The sequence below is a fragment of the Lysinibacillus sp. NPDC093210 genome (genome assembly GCF_044753985.1).
Lineage (GTDB): Bacteria > Bacillota > Bacilli > Bacillales_A > Planococcaceae > Lysinibacillus.
The window spans coordinates 305,800-319,063 of the sequence record NZ_JBIVOE010000003.1 but is presented as its reverse complement, the minus strand read 5'-3'; the positions used below and the strand labels follow the sequence as shown (position 1 = coordinate 319,063).

Here is a 13,264-nt window from a genome sequence, read left to right as displayed (position 1 = left end):
GCAATAAATGAGAGGAGGAGTTGTGGTAGTGTAAGCGTTGATAGAAAATAAGAAATATTCTAGATGTTCCTTAGATATTTGTTGCGAAATAAATAATTTGAATATAAACCTCCTTGGGATTAGAGGATTATATTCAAATTAGAAATTAACTGTTTTTAATTTTGTTCCATTCTTGCTCCGCAATACTTTCGTCAAAAGTTGAAAGCAAGCGGTAGTTGTCGGTATCTAAAATTCGATAATGTTGACTAATGACATTTTGTTGTAAACGATAACCTTTCCATTCATTTACATTTTTCCACCATATGTATCCGCCCATCGTTTTTTCCTGTGGTTGTAATGTGCCATTATTGGCGATTAAGTCAACAACCTCAAGGGGATCACCGCCTAGCTCATGCTGTAAAATTGAACTTTCACGACATAGTGCGCATACAGCAACTGCAGTGGTCCAGCCGGTTGTAATACGACCTTTCTCAATTTGCACGAGTGTTTTTTTTGAAAGACCTAATAGGTTGCTCATTTGATCTTGCGTTAATGTTTTTTCTGTTCGAATTAATTTGAGTTTCTCTGAAATGAGGGAAATTAGTTGTTCACGATTCATGCAAACATCCTTTCATCAGGTTGTTACGCTCCATTATACATGAAAGTCAAAATGGTAGTGCGAGATTTGGGGAGCTTGCATTTGAAGTGGTAATAGAATACGGAGCGAAAGAAAAAGACTGCTCAAAGAAGAATCTTACTCATTGAGCAGTCTGTTGTTGATTGTGATAACAGGCAATTAATATTCATATTTTTTTGTGTCAGAAATAACACGGAAATGAATTCCTTTAATTTGGGCACTTACTTTATGGCGTAACGTATCAAGATCGACTAGCTCGTCTCCATCATTTACACACTCAGCGATTTCCTGTAATAGTTTCGTAAATGCTTCTTTGAATAATGAGCGCATATTATCGAAGTCAAGGCTTCTGAAACTTCCATCAATATCAAATGCCTCAACAGAATTTAACTGCTTAGAAGCACCAGCGAAGCGGTCATCGTATACTGTATAGTTTTCGTCGGTTACAACGATAATATATAAAATTTCTCCTGTAATCGTTTTTAATTCGATATTTGTCTTGTGTTTTTTAACATCGGTAATAATGTGGATACCGTCAGAATGATAAAGTTTAAAAAGTTTCATAACATTGCCCCCTGAAAATAGAATCATTTATATAAACATTATATATAAATATGGCTAATAATGGAATGGTCGAAAAGTATATAGAAATATTCATATAGCCTTATTTATCTTCAGTTTTAATTGCCATTTGATGATTCTAACGAAGGGAAATAGTCCAGTTAACTTTCTGTTGTAACAGGGGCAGCTTTATGGAGCGGACGTACTTCGATATAGTGAAGCTGATGACCATGTTGTTCATAAATGCTAAATACATATTGTTCCAGCTCGATGTTTTTACTAGCCCTAATGCCATTATTCACGGTTAAGAACCAACCACCGAGTGTTTCTACATCATCTGTATCTAGTGAGATTTGTAGTAAATTTTCTACATCTTCAACAAGCATTTTGGCATTCAAAATATAATGATTGTCACTAATTTTTCGAATTTCAGCAACTTCATCATCGTCAAACTCATCACGAATTTCTCCAACGATTTCTTCTAAAATATCCTCAACCGTTACAAGTCCACACGTACCACCATATTCATCCATTAAAATGGCCATATGAATGCGTTCCTTTTGCATGCGGCCTAGTAATTGTTGAATAGGTGTCGTTTCTATTACTCGAATAACAGGGTTAATAAAATTTTCAAGCACAAAAGAATCATCAGTTAATTGTTCGAGTAGACCATGAGTAAATAACTCTTTTGCATTAATAAATCCTAAAATATTATCTCGGTCACCATCATAAATAGGGTAGCGAGTATATTTTTCAGCGGCGATAAAATGAATAATATTGGTATAGGTTTCGTTTTTTTCAATGCCTGCTATTTCTGTTCGGGGAACCATAATTTCACGAGCAATACGCTCGTCAAATTCAAAGACATTATTGACGAATTTTAACTCAGTTTTATTAATTTCACCGCTTTTAAAACTTTCAGATAGCAATGAGCGCAATTCTTCTTCCGTATGCGATATTTCGTGCTCATTTGCTGGCTTCATGCCGAAGAAGCCTAGAAGAATACGAGCTGATCCGTTCAAAAACCAAATGAATGGGTACATCAATTTATAGAAAGCGATAATCGGTTTAGCAAAAAGTAATGCAATTTTTTCCGTCTTTTGGATAGCTGCTGTTTTTGGTGCCAATTCACCGACGACAACATGTAAAAAAGTAGCGATAGCGAAAGCGGTACCAATTGTGAAAATCGGTATATACTTATCAGCAATTCCGATCATTTCAAATAATGGATGCAGCATAAATTCAAAGGTTTTTTCTCCTACCATCCCGATACCAAGTGCTGTTATCGTTATGCCAAGCTGACAGGCGGATAGGTATTCGTCTAAGTGATTGACAACATGCTTCGCGGGAATGGCATTTTTATTGCCTTCTGCGATTAATTGGTCAAGTCTAGAGGAACGCATTTTAACAATTGAAAATTCCGTTGCGACGAAAAACGCGGTTAACGCTAATAAAATCGTGAAAATTGATAAATTCAGTATGGTCTCCAAATAGTCGTTCTGCAAAACAGAACGTCACCTCCTAGGTATTAATAAGTAATAATAAAGATTGCATAAGTGCAATACTTTCAGGTGAAACATTTTTTTTAATTGATTGGATATTATTAGTGTCTTGATTGTTCATTTGTTCAAGTAAAGATGATACATCATGTTCTAAATCTTGCATTTTTAAACGTAGCATTTGAACATCGATTTCTTCATAACTAGTAATATTGAGTGCGTTTTGTATTTCTCCTAGTGAAAGCCCTTCTTGTTTACGTTGTTCAATAAAATAAAGTCGATCAATCATGGCAGGGTCATAATAGCGATAGTTTGACTCGGAACGTTCTGCCTCCAACAGGCCTAAATTTGTATAATAATCGATTGTTCTTTTTGTAATGCCTGTTTTTTGAGCAAGCTCACCAATTTTTAGTTTTTCTGTCCCAATGCAATGACCTCCCAACCATCACGTGATACTTTGATTATAACGTGATGGTTTACTAGCATTCAAATAATAAGCTTTAATATTTCTAAATTGTAAGATTTCTTTGTGTCATGGAAATTTGTAGAGGTAAGGTTTTGCAAATGGCGTTAATCTACATAAAAATAGCTTTTCTTAACGATAACCGTCAGAAAAGCTATAAGAATTATTTTTTTAAATATGTATCATATAGATGATGTAGGGCATCATCACCACTTAATTGTAGTATCTTCTCTTGATTGTACACAAGCGTTACTTCTGTCTGTGAGCTATCAATTTGATCGTCTTGCATTACACAAATAACGGTTACCAAACCCGTTTCAGCAAGCTGTTCTTGCATACGATCATCCCAAGCTTGTTCAGAGAATAACGGTGCTTGCCAAGTGCCTTGTACATGAAGCTCGTTTTTTTCGCCGTCATATTCCCAGCGTATGTCACGTAAAATAGTTTTAAATAGGTCATTAATAGTAAAGGATTCGTCGTTGTAATTAATTGTAAGTGCTCTTATTGCATGCACATCTTGGCTAACTGCGCTAGCTGCTGCATCAGCTGCTGAGTTAATGCCCGAAAAAGCATCTTTAATTTCAGTTAGTCTATCACCACAGCCAGCAAGTAAGACAGACAGGCATGTAACAATAGCGAGTTTTGTCATCCATTTCACAAGGAGTACCCCCAGTTCCACTAGTTGTTACTACTATATTAACGAAAAGAAAATTATGAAGAAAGGGTATGTAAGCGGCAGATTGTGACGTTTTTTCAACGATACTGCCTTCTCCAAAGTATGCTTGATTGCAAAAAATCAATAGACTGAATTTTTAAATAATTATTATTTGAAAGGGGAGCGTTTTGGGATGAAAATTAATGATGAAATACTCGACCGATTAGGAACATATTTTGTTTATCACGCAGTATATGATAATTATGGGATAACTTTTGAAAATTTTGTGGAGCGTTGGTTACGGGGGATTCTTGAAGTTTAAAGTACAATAAATTTCTTCGTATACCCGATGTGTTGCCATGGGCGATTTTTAGACAAGTTCTGCATTGTAACAATCTGAAAAGAGTCGTGTTTCACAAAGGAAACACGACTCTTTTATTTAAGATTTTTTTAATAAGTATTATTTAAAGTAATTAGTAATAAATTGATTTGCTTCTTGCCAATTGTAAACGCGCACAACATTGTCAGGTACAGCAAGTCGATTGTATGGTGTGTCGAATAACACGACGGGTATTTTTAATTCTTCAGCGAGCATCACAGCGTTATCATGTTTATCCTCAAAGAAAGCAGCTACACTATGCTTTTTCGCTGTAGCTAGTTTATCATGGCTACCTATAAGTTCAATATGATCGAAAGGGATAGCCTGTGACTTAAACCAGTTCATCGTAATATCAGATACATTTTGACCGCGTGCGGAAATGTAATATAGCTCATAAGTATTTTGCCAAGCACTTAAAATGTCTTTGGCATCTTTTGCAGCTTCAGAAACTTCATACATATAAGGCTCATTTTCCTTAAACCACGCGTTGAATGCTGTGCGATCTACTGGGTGCGGGAAAGCTGATAAAAAATCATATTCACATACATCATCCAGAGTAATATTCACATTGTACTGCTTATTGATGTGAGGAATGAGTGTACTCGGACATGTTACTGTTCCATCAATATCGATTCCAAAACGAGGCTTTGTCATGCAAGCACCTCCTTAGGCGTTCGCTTTTGCTGCTTCTTCAGCCGCACGTTTTTCTGCCATTTCAGCAGCTAGCTTATCGATTTCTTTTTTCAACTCTTCTACCATTGTTTCTTCTGGCACTTTACGGACCGTTTTGCCTTTCATGAATAAGAGACCCTCACCACGCGCACCAGCGATACCAATATCTGCTTCACGTGCTTCACCAGGACCATTTACTGCACAGCCTAGAACAGCAACTTTTAAAGGAACATTCAATTTTGAAATGTATTCCTCAACTTCGTTAGCGATAGAGATAAGATCGATTTCAATACGTCCACATGTAGGACAAGAAATCAATGTCGCCATATTAGAGGCTAAACCAAATGATTTTAATAGCTCACGTGCAACTTTCACTTCCTCCACAGGATCTGCAGAAAGAGAAATGCGAAGAGTATTACCAATGCCTTTTGACAAAATGGCGCCTAGCCCAGCAGCTGATTTTACAGTCCCTGCAAAAAGTGTACCTGATTCTGTAATACCTAAATGTAGAGGGTAATCAAATGCTTTTGCAGCTTTTTCATATGCTTCAATAGCTAAATTAACGTCTGATGCCTTCATTGACACGATAATATCGTGGAAATCTAAGTCTTCCAAAATTTTAATATGGTGTAATGCAGATTCTACCATGCCATCTGCAGTTGGATAGCCGTATTTTTCAAGAATATGACGCTCTAGTGAACCAGCATTTACGCCAATACGAATAGGAATACCTTTTGCTTTCGCTGCTGTAACAACTGCTTCAACTTTTTCTTTACGCCCAATATTACCTGGGTTAATACGAACTTTATCAATACCATTTTCAATTGCTTTTAAAGCTAATTTATAGTCAAAGTGAATATCAGCTACTAATGGAATATGGATACGTTTCTTAATTTCTGCAATTGCATCAGCTGCACGCTCATCTGGGACTGCAACACGAACGATTTGACAGCCTGCTTCTTCAAGTCGAAGAATTTCTGCTACTGTTGCTTCGACATCATGTGTTTTTGTTGTACACATACTTTGAATGAATAATTCATTACTACCACCTATTGTTAAATTACCGACACGTACTGGACGTGTTTTTGAACGGTGACAAATTTCACTCATTAACTTTCTCTCCTTTTCGGGCCACTACTTTCAGCCGTCACTGACACTTATTTTATCAGTGTAAGAAAATAAGGACAAGGAAGAAACGTTAACTTTTCATTTTCCGCATTTATTTTCGAATTCAAATGAGAGGGGAAGCTTAATATTTTCGCCTGGGACAAGTGCTTGTAATTGTAAATGTGGATTTAATTGATAAAAAAGCTCTAGTCGTTCTGGAAAGGTCATCGGCATTTTTGCAGGATGTAGTGCAAATAAGCTATGTATCGTATCACCTTGAATCGTTTGTACACTGATGTAAGTAGGTTCGCGTTGGTCTTCACAAAATGCGTTTTGACTTTCTTTAGGATAGAAGGCAGCAAGAGATAATGTTCCCTCTGTTAAATCTACTTTAACGACAAATGCGATAAGCACAATTGCAACGGTTAATAAGAATGCACGCAAAAAATCCCCTCCTTTTTCTACACTATATTGAGAAGAGAGGGGAATCATGCCTATTATTTTGAAATTGGTTGTTTTGGATATTTTGTAAAGGCAACGATTAATAGAGTTATAGTTAAAAGTAATGACAATATAGAGATAATTGTAGCGGCATTTGGAATGTACTCTGCTAGCATACTTAAAATAGTGGCCCATGTAATAGCGAATGTTGTTGTGCGCCAAATATGGCGGTATTCACCACGGCGTTTCATAATTTTTAAAATAAATAATCCTGCTAACGCATAGAGAGCAATTTGCCCAAAAATCAACATTGTTGTCATTACAAACAGCATAATGAATGTGACAGGGTATAAGAGCCACTTTATTTGTTCTATGTATTCGGTTATACCGCTAATGTCAATCGTATTGATAGACATATCAGCAGAAAAACGCCCAAAAGAAAATACTGTAACAATCGTAATTAATAGAAAGGTATATTGAATAACTTTTCCAATAGGTAGTAAACGATAGGCTGCTAGTTTTTTAGGATGTATTAAGCTATCGATAAATAATTGTGAGTGTTTCATTTATATCTCCTCCAAACGATATTCTAACATGTTCAGGAATGACTAGATATGGAATTTAGTAACTTTATCTGAGAATACGATGCTAAAATGTTAACATTGTGTAAAGAAGTTAAAGGTTTTCTTTACTTTTTGTACAATTTCATTTAATGATTAGGAATAGAGTAGTAGAGACGTAGGAATTGGAGCGAAAACCATTGACAATAGATTGGCAAAGCATATTATTTCAATTTTTAGGTGGATTAGGGGTCTTTTTATTTTCCATAAAATATATGGGAGAAGGTTTACAAAAATCGGCAGATGATAGACTTCGAGAATGGTTGAATCGATTTACAACAAATCCGCTAATGGGTGTGTTAGTTGGTATAATCGTAACGGTTTGTATCCAGTCAAGCTCAGCAACAACAGTGATTACTGTTGGCCTAGTAAGTGCAGGCTTCTTAACACTTCGTCAAGCTATTGGTGTTATCATGGGGGCTAATATTGGTACAACAATAACCGCATTTATCATCGGCATTAATATTGGTATTTATTTTTATCCGCTACTTGCGATTGGTGCAGCATGTTTATTTTTCTTTAAAAAAGCAATCTATCATCATATTGGGCAAATTTTATTTGGCTTTGGTGGTTTGTTTTTAGGGCTAGAGTTAATGAGTGCAAGTATGCAGTCGCTGCATCAATTAGCGGATTTCGCATCATTAACCATTCATCTAAGTAACCAGCCGGTAATTGGAATATTTCTAGGTACTATTTTTACGTTGCTCGTACAAAGCTCGACAGCGACAGTCGGGGTACTTCAAGGCTTATATGCTGAGAATTTAATTGGCATAGATAGTGCGCTACCGATTTTATTTGGTGAAAATATAGGGACGACGATTACAGCTGTTTTAGCTTCATTAGGTGCTTCAATCTATGCAAAGCGTGCTGCGGCAGCACATGTGTTGTTTAATGTTATTGGGACAGTTATTTTTATGTTGCTTTTTACCCCATTTATAAACTATGTACAGTGGATTAGTGGTCTGTTTCACTTGGAGCCACGTATGCAAATTGCTGTAGCACATGGATCATTTAATGTTTTTAATATGATGATTCAGCTACCATTTATTGCAGGATTGACGTTGCTAGTAACAAAATTATTACCTGGTAATGATGGTAATATTGATGTTACGACGAAACATTTAGATCCAGCATTTATCGATTCTTCTCCTGCCATTGCGCTAGGGCAGGCAAAAGAGGAAGTTTTGCGGATGGGCGAGCATGCACTTAGGGGATTAGAAGAAACATTTTTATATATGAAAACTGGGGAATCTGCACATATTCCGACAGTATTACAATTGGAAGTTGGACTCAATCACTTAGATAAAGAAATAACAAATTATTTAGTTATGGTCTCAAAGCAACCACTTTCTCATGCTGATTCGGTTCGTCACCATACTCTTTTAACAAATGTACGTGATATTGAGCGTATCGGCGACCATTTTGAAAATATATTAGAGCTTTTACAATATAAAGATCACCATGAAGTAAGCTTAAGTAAGTCAGCTCGACAAGATTTAATTGGTATGTTTAGTCTCGCAATTGAGGCAGTACGTAAAAGCATAGAAGCGCTTGATACAGCTAGTCTTAGTTTGGCACAAGAAGTTACAGAGCTCGAGAGTTTAATTGATGATATGGAGGATAAACTAAGACAAAAGCATATCGCACGCTTAAATACGAATGAATGTAGTGGCGCTGCGGGTATCGTGTATACGGATATTGTGAGTAACTTGGAGAGAATAGGGGATCATGCTGTTAATATTGCAGATTCTATATTAGGTATTCGTCATTAGGTATGAAACTTTTGGCAATATGTTTCGTATTAAAGGCAATGCACGACAAAAGGAGAGAATGTTTATGGAAGTCGTTGGCTGGATCGTAGTAATTGCCTGCTTTATTATTTCATTTGTAGGTTTAGTGTATCCGATAATCCCTGGCGTTTTATTTTTACTCGGTGGTTTTTTACTGTATGGATTATTTTTCTCATTCGCCGATTTAAGCTGGTGGTTTTGGGCTATTGAAATATTATTTGTTGTCCTGCTATTTGGTGCTGATACGGTTGCAAATGCTTTTGGTATTAAAAAATTTGGCGGCTCAAATGCAGGAATGTGGGGAAGTACAATTGGCTTATTGATTGGTCCATTTGTTATTCCAGTTGCAGGAATATTAGTAGGTCCATTTTTAGGAGCGGTTATTGCGGAGCTTCTAGTGGAGCGAAGAACAGTTGGGGAAGCAGTAAAAAGTGGTGTTGGTTCCCTTATCGGCTTTTTAACATCAACGGTAGCGAAAGCGGTTATTCAAATTGTGATGATTGTCATTTTCTTTATTGCCATATAATGTGGTCGTGCACTTTTGTGGGTGTAATTATAAAGTTTAACAAAATAAAGAAGTGGGTATGATAGAGATTGGATTGGTTTTTCGGTCAAAAGGCTGAAATCTTTGATTTGAGGTATTTTTAATTGAATGGTTTGACCAATTTTGATAATCTAAGGATGTACTAATTATTTCTTTATTTTAGGGAGGAACTTAAAAATGGCTTACGAATTACCACAATTAACTTATGCTTATGACGCATTAGAACCAAATATTGATGCAAAAACAATGGAGATTCACCATTCTAAACATCACAATACTTATGTAACAAATTTAAACGCAGCAGTAGAAGGAACTCAATTTGCTGAAAAAGACATTAATGACTTAATCGCAAATATCGACGCACTTCCAGCTGACAAACAAACTGCAGTTCGTAACAACGGTGGCGGACATGCTAACCACACACTATTCTGGGAATTAATCGCTCCAGGCGGTTCAAAAACTCCAGTTGGTGAAGTAGCAAAAGCAATCGATGCTAAATTTGGTTCTTTCGATGCTTTCAAAGAAGAGTTTGCTAAAGCTGCAACAACTCGATTCGGTTCAGGTTGGGCGTGGTTAATCGTTGATGGTGATTCAGTAGCTGTTACATCTACACCAAATCAAGACTCTCCAATTATGGAAGGTAAAACACCAATCTTAGGATTAGATGTTTGGGAGCACGCTTACTACTTAAACTACCAAAACCGTCGTCCAGATTATATCGGTGCTTTCTGGAACGTAGTAAACTGGGATGTAGTAGAAGCTAAATTCCAAGCTGCAAAATAATCATTTGCGAGAAAACAATTATGTTTCTGCGAAGCTGACATTAGTGAAGTGGAACTATAAAAATTAATTTTTAAGTAGAGGGCTATGCAAAGGGTGAAAGATCACCTGGGCATAGCCCTTTTTAAATGAATTTATCGCATCAAACTGAAAACTTACTATAGTCGTTAACTGTTTTAAAGAAATCAATATATATTGAAGGAAACTTTTCTTGCAAAGTACCGTCAAATAATTGAAGCTATTAGTAAGGAATTCTAAAGTGAGTTTATTTCATATGGTTTTTTTAAAAGGGAAAATAACGATTTTCAATGGAACAAAGTTCGAAGATTCCAGTGGGATAAACAAGCCTGGACTTAGCATAGCGAAGGAAGGTGCTCGATGCTTGCCGAGGAAAGCGTTTGCCTATTGCATAATGATGCAAACAATCCTATTCTATATTTTTTCAATATTTTCTTTTAATGGAAAACAACAATTATAAAATTGATTCAAGTGTATGCTTTTCTGACTCAGCTTCGAATGGTATACTAGGTATCGTGTATTTAAACAGTTATTAGATGAGGAGGGTAATACATATGCGCAAAGCACCGGGAAAAAATCGCGCAGCGAGTGTTAAAGCAAAGCATCACTCTAATTTAACATTTCGTATGAATGTCCTTTTCTTTGCTATATTTATCGTGTTTTCGATGTTAATTTTTAGGCTTGGTTATATGCAAATAGTAAAAGGGGAAGATTATGTTCGTATTTTAGAACGGACAGAGGAAGTACCTGTTAATACTAGTGTGCCTAGGGGTAGAATGTATGATCGTTATGGGCGAATTTTAGTTGATAATCAGCCAGAAAATGCAATTACATATACGAAAATGCAGACGACAAAAACTGAGGATATGCTTGCAATAGCAGAAAAGCTTGCGCAGCTAATTGATCAGCCGACAGATCGTGTCACATTACGTGATAAATATGATTTTTGGATTTTAAAAAATCATGATGCGGCATACGCAAAAATTTCTGATGCAGAGCAAACGAAAATTAAAACGCAAGAAAATATTACGACAAGTCAAGCAAATGCAGAGATTGATAAGGTTGTGCGTGAGCGCATTACCGACGAAGAATTAGCACAATTAACAGATGCTGATTTAGAAGTACTAGCCATTTATCGTGAGATGGTATCAGGCTATAATTTATCGCCACAAATCATTAAAAGTGAAAATGTAACTGCTGATGAATTTGCACGTGTTTCCGAACGTTTAACAGAGTTACCAGGTGTCAACACGACGACAGACTGGAAGCGTGTCAAGCTATCTTCACTTTCTGTGTTAGGACGGACAACAGTTCCAACAAAGGGTATACCGAAAGATAAGCTAAATTATTATTTAGCACGAGATTACTCACGTAATGACCGCGTAGGAGAAAGTTATATTGAAGCGCAATATGAGGAGCTTTTACAAGGGCAAAAAACAGTTGTCAAAAATATTACGAATAAAAAAGGGCAAGTAGTCGATACTGTCACAACCTATGAGGGTGAACCTGGAAAAGATTTAGTATTAACTTTTGATAGCGAGTTACAAGCAGCGAATGAAAAAATTGTTGAGGAAGAATTGCTTAAATTAAAAGCAATGTCAGGCTCTAGTTTATTAGACCGAGCATTCTTAGTCATGATGGATCCGAACACGGGTGACATTTTATCAATGGTCGGTAAAAAAATCGAAAAAGATTCTGAAACAGGAAAAAATGTCGTTGTGGATTATGCGTATGGATCATTCACAACAGCTTATGAAGCAGGATCTGTAGTAAAAGCAGCCACTTTGCTGACAGGTTATAAACTAGGGGCCATTACGCCGAACACAGTATTGGGAGATGAACCGATCCATTTACTTGGTACACCAGTAAAAAAATCGATCTTTAACCATACTGGGTATATTTCAATGGACGGCTTAAGTGCACTTGAACAATCTTCGAACGTTTACATGTTTAAAACAGCAATGCTTATCAATGGAACACCATATAGTTATAACATGCCACTACGATTAAATGATAAGACATTCCCAAATATGCGAAATTCCTATGCACAGTTTGGCTTAGGCGTTAAAACAGGTATTGATTTACCGAATGAATTTAGTGGAGTAGAAGGTCCATCTGGCCCGACAATGGGTGGTAAAACGCTCGACTTAGCGATAGGTCAGTATGATACGTATACACCGCTACAACTTGCTCAGTACATTTCAACGATAGCAAATGGTGGTTATCGTATTCAGCCCCATGTTGTGAAAGAAGTGCGTGATCCATCAAAAGATGGTCAACAACTAGGACAATTAGTGACAGAAGTAGGACCAAGAATATTAAATCATATCGATAATACAGATGATGAAATTAATTATGTTAAACAAGGTTTGCGTCGTGTTTATACAGGTACTCGTGGTACAGCACGTTCAGCATTTTCAAATGCGCCGTATACAGCTGCCGGAAAAACTGGTACAGCCGAAGTAGTTTACTATGGACCGTTACGTGAGCGTTATGGCACAAATACGACCAATTTGACGCATGTTGGTTTTGCGCCATATGAAAATCCTGAAATTGCTTATGCTGTTGTAATTCCATGGGTGTCAACGAACCTTGATCAACATATATCAAGTAATAACATTATTGCAAGACGTGCATTAGATAAGTATTATGAGCTAAAAGAAAAGTATGACACTACAAAAGTGACAGATAATAAAGTAGAGCAACCAATTTTACCTGCAATTACAGATGAAAAAATTGGTGAGGATGAACAAGAATAAAAAAACCGCTAGCGCATGTTAAATGCCTAGCGGTTTTATTTTGTTTATAGTCAAAGCGTTTGGATTTCTATCGGCGATTATGTCTAGGTAAGCGGCGATTCTTGGGCATTTATCGGCGATTTTTGAGTGCTTATCGGCGATTTCTACATATCTATCGGCGATTTACTATACAGAAAGTTGTTGAATGGCTAATTCAAACTGTTGCTTCGGTTTTTTTCCATACAGCTCTATATTATTAAAGAAATAAGATGACATCATAAAATCAATAGCCTCCTGTAAAGACAACTCTCGATGGTCCATGATAAGTGTTAAATATGTTTTGAAGTAATCGGCATTTTGTACTTTTGCATGATTAATCAC

General features: G+C 36.5%; 15 protein-coding genes. 5 read left to right on the top strand and 10 right to left on the bottom strand.

The window, feature by feature from the left end; genetic code table 11:
* Positions 1 to 145: 145 nt before the first annotated feature.
* From ACIP9C_RS10800 to ACIP9C_RS10780, 5 genes are all read right to left on the bottom strand, one after another.
* Positions 146 to 598, bottom strand: coding sequence for a helix-turn-helix transcriptional regulator (locus tag ACIP9C_RS10800; RefSeq protein ID WP_401010424.1), 453 nt, complete (start codon positions 596 to 598; stop codon positions 146 to 148).
* A 177-nt stretch (positions 599 to 775) separates the two neighbouring features.
* A complete protein-coding gene (locus ACIP9C_RS10795; RefSeq protein WP_172772022.1) occupies positions 776 to 1,180 on the bottom strand; it encodes a hypothetical protein in 405 nt (134 codons plus the stop codon).
* Positions 1,181 to 1,338: 158 nt separating this feature from the next.
* Positions 1,339 to 2,667 (bottom strand): hemolysin family protein, encoded by a 1,329-nt coding sequence (locus tag ACIP9C_RS10790; RefSeq protein ID WP_401010680.1) that lies wholly within the window; start codon positions 2,665 to 2,667, stop codon positions 1,339 to 1,341.
* Between the two features lie 31 nt (positions 2,668 to 2,698).
* The gene (locus tag ACIP9C_RS10785) at positions 2,699 to 3,118 is read right to left on the bottom strand and encodes a MerR family transcriptional regulator (protein WP_401010422.1); all 420 of its coding nucleotides are present in this window, start codon (positions 3,116 to 3,118) and stop codon (positions 2,699 to 2,701) included.
* A 184-nt stretch (positions 3,119 to 3,302) separates the two neighbouring features.
* A complete protein-coding gene (locus tag ACIP9C_RS10780) occupies positions 3,303 to 3,788 on the bottom strand; it encodes a hypothetical protein (RefSeq protein ID WP_401010678.1) in 486 nt (161 codons plus the stop codon).
* 199 nt (positions 3,789 to 3,987) lie between these two features.
* On the opposite strand from ACIP9C_RS10780, the gene ACIP9C_RS10775 reads away from it, so the two are divergent.
* Entirely contained in the window at positions 3,988 to 4,116 is a 129-nt protein-coding gene (locus ACIP9C_RS10775) for a hypothetical protein (RefSeq protein WP_255313805.1), read from the top strand.
* A gap of 138 nt (positions 4,117 to 4,254) precedes the next feature.
* On the opposite strand, the gene ACIP9C_RS10770 is transcribed toward ACIP9C_RS10775, so the two are convergent.
* From ACIP9C_RS10770 to ACIP9C_RS10755, 4 genes are all read right to left on the bottom strand, one after another.
* Positions 4,255 to 4,827, bottom strand: coding sequence for a 5' nucleotidase, NT5C type (locus ACIP9C_RS10770; protein WP_401010419.1), 573 nt, complete (start codon positions 4,825 to 4,827; stop codon positions 4,255 to 4,257).
* A 12-nt stretch (positions 4,828 to 4,839) separates the two neighbouring features.
* Positions 4,840 to 5,955 carry a flavodoxin-dependent (E)-4-hydroxy-3-methylbut-2-enyl-diphosphate synthase gene (ispG, locus tag ACIP9C_RS10765; protein WP_401010417.1) on the bottom strand — a complete coding sequence of 372 codons (1,116 nt, stop codon included), beginning with the start codon at positions 5,953 to 5,955 and terminating at the stop codon, positions 4,840 to 4,842.
* Between the two features lie 96 nt (positions 5,956 to 6,051).
* Positions 6,052 to 6,396 (bottom strand): hypothetical protein, encoded by a 345-nt coding sequence (locus ACIP9C_RS10760; RefSeq protein WP_401010415.1) that lies wholly within the window; start codon positions 6,394 to 6,396, stop codon positions 6,052 to 6,054.
* A 53-nt stretch (positions 6,397 to 6,449) separates the two neighbouring features.
* Positions 6,450 to 6,959 carry a DUF1189 family protein gene (locus ACIP9C_RS10755; RefSeq protein WP_340823728.1) on the bottom strand — a complete coding sequence of 170 codons (510 nt, stop codon included), beginning with the start codon at positions 6,957 to 6,959 and terminating at the stop codon, positions 6,450 to 6,452.
* Between the two features lie 194 nt (positions 6,960 to 7,153).
* Between ACIP9C_RS10755 and ACIP9C_RS10750 the strand changes: the two genes are divergently transcribed.
* The 4 genes from ACIP9C_RS10750 to ACIP9C_RS10735 all read left to right on the top strand — a co-directional run bounded on the left by ACIP9C_RS10750 (position 7,154) and on the right by ACIP9C_RS10735 (position 12,904).
* A complete protein-coding gene (locus ACIP9C_RS10750) occupies positions 7,154 to 8,785 on the top strand; it encodes a Na/Pi cotransporter family protein (RefSeq protein ID WP_401010413.1) in 1,632 nt (543 codons plus the stop codon).
* A 64-nt stretch (positions 8,786 to 8,849) separates the two neighbouring features.
* Positions 8,850 to 9,329, top strand: a complete 480-nt coding sequence (locus ACIP9C_RS10745; RefSeq protein WP_401010411.1) for a DUF456 domain-containing protein — start codon at positions 8,850 to 8,852, stop codon at positions 9,327 to 9,329.
* Between the two features lie 195 nt (positions 9,330 to 9,524).
* Complete coding sequence (locus ACIP9C_RS10740) at positions 9,525 to 10,130, top strand: superoxide dismutase (protein ID WP_401010409.1); 606 nt, start codon at positions 9,525 to 9,527, stop codon at positions 10,128 to 10,130.
* Positions 10,131 to 10,699: 569 nt separating this feature from the next.
* Positions 10,700 to 12,904: a peptidoglycan D,D-transpeptidase FtsI family protein gene (locus tag ACIP9C_RS10735; protein ID WP_401010407.1), complete on the top strand. Its 2,205-nt coding sequence runs from the start codon at positions 10,700 to 10,702 to the stop codon at positions 12,902 to 12,904.
* A gap of 165 nt (positions 12,905 to 13,069) precedes the next feature.
* Here the strand turns inward: ACIP9C_RS10735 and ACIP9C_RS10730 are convergent, their stop codons facing one another.
* A complete protein-coding gene (locus tag ACIP9C_RS10730) occupies positions 13,070 to 13,264 on the bottom strand; it encodes a hypothetical protein (RefSeq protein WP_217270153.1) in 195 nt (64 codons plus the stop codon).

Bases quoted from the DNA above. Each gene is read 5' to 3' on its own strand.
- ACIP9C_RS10800 (WP_401010424.1), bottom strand. From the start codon at position 598: ATGAATCGTGAACAACTAATTTCCCTCATTTCAGAGAAACTCAAATTA.
- ACIP9C_RS10795 (WP_172772022.1), bottom strand. From the start codon at position 1,180: ATGAAACTTTTTAAACTTTATCATTCTGACGGTATCCACATTATTACC.
- ACIP9C_RS10780 (WP_401010678.1), bottom strand. From the start codon at position 3,788: ATGACAAAACTCGCTATTGTTACATGCCTGTCTGTCTTACTTGCTGGC.
- ACIP9C_RS10775 (WP_255313805.1), top strand. From the start codon at position 3,988: ATGAAAATTAATGATGAAATACTCGACCGATTAGGAACATATTTTGTT.
- ACIP9C_RS10770 (WP_401010419.1), bottom strand. From the start codon at position 4,827: ATGACAAAGCCTCGTTTTGGAATCGATATTGATGGAACAGTAACATGT.
- ispG (WP_401010417.1), bottom strand. From the start codon at position 5,955: ATGAGTGAAATTTGTCACCGTTCAAAAACACGTCCAGTACGTGTCGGT.
- ACIP9C_RS10755 (WP_340823728.1), bottom strand. From the start codon at position 6,959: ATGAAACACTCACAATTATTTATCGATAGCTTAATACATCCTAAAAAA.
- ACIP9C_RS10745 (WP_401010411.1), top strand. From the start codon at position 8,850: ATGGAAGTCGTTGGCTGGATCGTAGTAATTGCCTGCTTTATTATTTCA.
- ACIP9C_RS10740 (WP_401010409.1), top strand. From the start codon at position 9,525: ATGGCTTACGAATTACCACAATTAACTTATGCTTATGACGCATTAGAA.
- ACIP9C_RS10735 (WP_401010407.1), top strand. From the start codon at position 10,700: ATGCGCAAAGCACCGGGAAAAAATCGCGCAGCGAGTGTTAAAGCAAAG.